This window comes from bacterium, assembly GCA_026416715.1.
GTDB lineage: Bacteria > UBP4 > UBA4092 > JAOAEQ01 > JAOAEQ01 > JAOAEQ01.
Window position 1 is genome coordinate 1 of sequence record JAOAEQ010000049.1, and the last position, 3,615, is coordinate 3,615.

Sequence of the window (3,615 nt, forward strand, 5' to 3'; positions counted from 1 at the left end):
CTGCATCCCGCCAGCCGTATTGCCATACCGGTGCAGAATATTGCGGGTAGAAAAAGAATAAATTAAAAATAAAAAAACTGATATTCGCAATTATAAGTGTCATTATGAGCACGCGCATACCGCGATATGAGAACGATTTCGCTGCATATACCGGAACACGCTGTAATAGTGTATCTATTGCGTGTGCAGTGATAATCGAAAATACCGGGATTGCACAAATGGTTCGTAACGCGTGCGGGATTCCTTCATACGTCAAACTCGCCGGAACCGGAAAAAGTACAACCCACCAAATTAATAATTGTTCGAATTTTGTTCTCTGCCGAAATAATATATAGATTCCATAGAGTAAAAAGGGAATTTCAAATAGATAGAGTTGCCCTAGCCCGAAAACGCTATGTCGTAAATTACTATCCCCGGAAATAAATAAAAAGTTCGGCGAGAAATGCGTTACATAATTTTTGATAAATAGGTTGAATATCGCCGAAGGTGAATTTGATAATGCGAAAATTGATATGCGGTTAAACCGCTCTTGCGTTAACTCTGGCGCAGTTAAACTAAACCAAACCTGTGGTAGTATCAGTATCAGAAAACAACATAACCCGAGCAGAAAAAAAAGACTATTTCGCCGGATTTCCTGCCGATAGATAATAAATAATCCTACTAAAAACAATGGAATAAATACTTTGGCAATATCATAGGTATATAAACTGATAGCAAAAATAATTAAACTACTAATCAACCATTGTTTGGTATGTTTAACATCAGGTTCGAATGCCCGAATCCAACAATATAACCCAGCGGTAATAAATAACGGTAATAAGATCCCCTGATTCGCCCAGCGGGAAAATAATAAATGCCAGGGTGATACGGCAAGTAGAAACGCTGCGAGATATCCGGTTCGTGGGTTATATACCCGACTAGTCAATAGATAGGTCAAGAAAACGGTTAGTATCCCGACTACTGCAAAGGGTAATCGGGTAGCGAATTCGGTTAATCCGAAAAGAACTATTGACGGGATAACCAGATAGGTTGGAAGCGCAGAGTTATATACCGTAAACTCGCGCGTAAAAATGGGCAGGGAACGGTTATCAATATCCCTGCCCGTTTTCAAGAGGCAATAGGCGTTATATCCTTTAGCAGCTTCATCACGAAAAAATCCCGGCGGATTTGTTCCGAGCTGGTATAACCTTAGAAATCCAGCGAGAATTAATATCCAGAATAACGGACTGCGAAGCCACTTTATAATACCTTTTAAATTTAGCATTTAGCATTTTAAATTTTAAATTTTGCAATGCTAATTTAACATTTTATAATGACCAGAAAATTGCGTTAGCATCCTTGCGCTTCAACCGCAGTTATCGCAATAACATTAGCGATATCGTTCGCATTACATCCGCGGGATAAATCGTTTGCCGGTTTCGCTAGCCCTTGCAGAAGCGGTCCAAGCGCTTGTGCTTTCGCTAGCCGTTCAGTTATCTTATAGCAGATATTCCCAGCATCTAAATCCGGGAAAATTAACACATTCGCTCTCCCAGCAACTTTACTGCTCGGACATTTCCGCGCAGCTACACTCGGAACTAACGCAGCATCCGCTTGCAGTTCACCGTCTACGAGCAGATCCGGCGCTTTCTGTTTAACCAGTTCAGTAGCGCGTTTAACCTTATCTACTTTAGGATGAGAAGCGCTACCATACGTTGAGAAGGATAACATCGCGACCCGCGGTTCACCACCGACCAGCATCTGTTTCATTTTCGCTGCTGAAATCGCAATATCCGCTAACTGTTCTGCCGTCGGGTCAGGTACAACTCCTGCATCAGCATAAATGAGAACACCTTCATCACCGAACGTAGGCTCCGGTAATATCATGATAAAGAAACTGGAAACCGTCGCTATTCCCGGCGCAGTTTTGATAATATGTATCCCTGCGCGAAGAACATTAGCAGTGGTGTTAACCGCACCAGCAACTGAACCGTCCGCTTCACCTTGATTAACCATCATTGCGCCGTAAAATAACGGGTCGAGCATAATTTTTTTCGCTTGGTCAGGCGTTATCCCTTTAGCTTTTCGCCATTCGTAATAGATATTGGCATATTTCTCCAGCTTATCCGATTTCGCTGGATTTAGTATCGGCAATCCGCTAATATCCGCATTTTCCTGCTTTGCCACCTGCTGGATTTTAGTCTCATCACCAAGGAGAATCAGATTCGCGATTTTTGCGGATTTAACTTTCGCCGCCGCTTGTACCATCCGCGGGTCTTCCGCTTCCGGAAGAACAATGGTTTTTAGATTTGATTGAGCTTTACTGATGATTTTTTCCATCAACGTCATGCTTATTTTTTCTCCTTTCTAAATTTTTTATGTAATTCGAGTTCAATCTGCGGGGGAACTAATCCTTTTACCGAACCACCTAATCGAGCGATTTCTTTCACTAGCCGTGATGAAAGATATGAATAGATTTCGTTCGGCATCATAAATATCGTTTCTACTTCCGGCGCTAACCGCCGGTTCATTAACGCCATTTGGAATTCATATTCGAAATCCGATACCGCTCTCAGTCCGCGAATAATCATTTTCGCGTTTCGTTTTAAACAATATTCAACTAATAAACCATCAAAATCTTCGACCATAACCCCAGGAAGATGTTTCAATGCATCTTTCGCCATTTTCACTCGCTCTTGCACAGTGAACAGCGGCGATTTCTCCGGATTATGCGCTACTGCAAGTATGATTTTATCGTAAAACCGTAGTCCGCGTTGGACTAAATCGATATGCGCATTGGTTATCGGGTCAAAGGTTCCTGGATAAACAGCTATCTGTTTCATACATTTTAATAAGGAACTGAAGAACGAAAGTACCTAAACCTAATCGAAACTATCTATTGAATAGCCTTAAGTTCCTGCGTTCTTTTATTCCTTAGGTATAATTTTGATAAAAGGTAATGATAGTATCTCCGTATTTCTCCTGCCGAATCCGTCGAATATGTCGGATTGTAACCGGCATATCGGTTTTTTTATGATGTTCAACTACGACGAGCGCATTTGAGTTTAATAGACGATGAACAATCAATGCTTCTATCGTTGGAAGTTCCAAATCGTCCAAATACGGCGGGTCGAGAAATACCACATCAAATTCAATTTGCGAATCACAGGATTCAGATGCCAAATTTCGGAACGCTAACTTCTGACTTCTGAATTCTAACTTCTTCTTTATGTATTTTAGTATTGCGGGTAATTCCCCATGGACAACAAACGTTGATTTCGTAAATCCTAAATTAGCGATATTCTGTTTGATAACATTGATACTTTGAATATCATTATCAACAAAAACAGCAAAGGCTGCTCCGCGACTTAACGATTCTAACCCTAAATTCCCTGTTCCAGCAAATAGATCTAAAACCCGCGCATTAACTATTTTACTTCCTAGAATAGAGAATAACGATTCTTTGACTCGGTCAGAGGTCGGACGAACCCGTAGCCCACGAATAGATTTCAATTTTTGACTTTTAGCTATTCCAGCGATTATACGCACAAATTTTCTTCTACGGGACTTCAGCTCACGGTTTATGAGTGTAGAAACTTTTTCAAAAAAACCAAATTATTTTACTCAAAATCCTCA

4 protein-coding genes are annotated in these 3,615 nt (G+C 40.9%); all 4 read right to left on the bottom strand.

The features are described from left to right. Positions 1-1,264 (bottom strand): glycosyltransferase family 39 protein (locus N3A72_12390; GenBank protein ID MCX7920375.1); only part of this gene is annotated, 1,264 nt, incomplete at its 3' end. A 65-nt stretch (positions 1,265-1,329) separates the two neighbouring features. Further along, positions 1,330-2,328 (bottom strand): phosphate acetyltransferase, encoded by a 999-nt coding sequence (gene pta / locus N3A72_12395; GenBank protein ID MCX7920376.1) that lies wholly within the window; start codon positions 2,326-2,328, stop codon positions 1,330-1,332. Between the two features lie 2 nt (positions 2,329-2,330). After that, entirely contained in the window at positions 2,331-2,822 is a 492-nt protein-coding gene (gene coaD, locus N3A72_12400) for a pantetheine-phosphate adenylyltransferase (protein MCX7920377.1), read from the bottom strand. Positions 2,823-2,913: 91 nt separating this feature from the next. Beyond that, entirely contained in the window at positions 2,914-3,528 is a 615-nt protein-coding gene (gene rsmD, locus N3A72_12405; protein MCX7920378.1) for a 16S rRNA (guanine(966)-N(2))-methyltransferase RsmD, read from the bottom strand. Between the last annotated feature and the right edge of the window lie 87 nt (positions 3,529-3,615).